The organism is Streptomyces iakyrus, from assembly GCF_000717055.1.
In the GTDB taxonomy this organism is placed as follows: Bacteria; Actinomycetota; Actinomycetes; order Streptomycetales; family Streptomycetaceae; genus Streptomyces; species Streptomyces iakyrus.
Window position 1 is genome coordinate 1 of the sequence record NZ_JNXI01000156.1, and the last position, 301, is coordinate 301.

Genomic DNA, 301 nt, shown 5'->3' on the forward strand with positions numbered 1-301 from the left:
ACCTACAGCGATCCGTTCAGCAGTCCTGCAACACAATACGACGTCTGGAACACGGGTACAGGAGGCGGGCACTTCGTCCTGAACGGCGTGGCGCTGTCGGCCAAACAGGACAATTACATCACGGCCGCCCAGCTCGCCTCGCTCAGCTACCAATCCGGCTCCGGGATCGACACGCTCTGGATCCGCGCCAATGACGGCACCGTGTGGGGAGCGTGGTCGAGCGCCTTCACCGTCGCAGCTCCGGTCGACAACGGGCCCGTCGAGACGGTGTCGAACATCGTCGCGCCCCACGGCCAGAGCT

Annotated in this window: 1 protein-coding gene; it reads left to right on the forward strand. The window is 64.8% G+C overall.

Annotation, left to right across the window (positions count from 1 at the left end; all coding sequences use genetic code 11):
* A partial coding sequence (locus tag OO68_RS49125) for a hypothetical protein (RefSeq protein WP_033314763.1) occupies positions 1-301 on the forward strand: 301 nt, incomplete at both ends.